At 37.3% G+C, this 533-nt stretch carries 1 pseudogene; it reads left to right on the plus strand.

Going from position 1 to position 533, the window contains the following annotated elements:
* A pseudogene (locus AAEY80_RS14340) lies at nt 1-213 on the plus strand (hypothetical protein); the annotation flags it as partial.
* Nucleotides 214-533: the final 320 nt, after the last annotated feature.

Raw genomic sequence — 533 nt, forward strand, 5'->3', positions numbered from 1 at the left:
CGCCTTAGAAGTGCTTATCGTAGCCTCAGAACCAATAGTGATTGGTTATTCATTTATCAAGAATATAAGCATTTAGATATACCAAATACCACCAATTCTCTTGAAGGATTATTCAGCGAGCTCAAGCGACAATTACACAGTCATCATGGTCTAAATGAGCAGCGTAAGTTGCGGTTTATTAAAGACTTTTTAGGGTCAAAGTCTCTCAAATAGCATGAATTATGTCCATTAGCGACTACCTTCTACTTTTTAGCATGAATTTTGTCCATTACACCAGAAAATAAGTCAAAATGGAATATAGTTAAATACCTTAAAACGCGACGGTATTGCTGATTTATCGATATTACTTTTCACTCATTATAGGGCGTGTTGAACATTCGATCGTGGCACTGACAGAGACTATTTTTTAGGCTGATGCTAAAATTGCCCCATACCGTGTTGCAATTCGAGCTAAGGTATCAACATAATCTTCGACTTGCGCCGTGTCTGGAACAATTTTAGCGATCAGCAGTGTTCATTTATGAATGTTCAAC

Origin of the sequence: Psychrobacter sp. 78a-MNA-CIBAN-0178, from assembly GCF_040309625.1 — a bacterium.
GTDB lineage: Bacteria > Pseudomonadota > Gammaproteobacteria > Pseudomonadales > Moraxellaceae > Psychrobacter > Psychrobacter okhotskensis.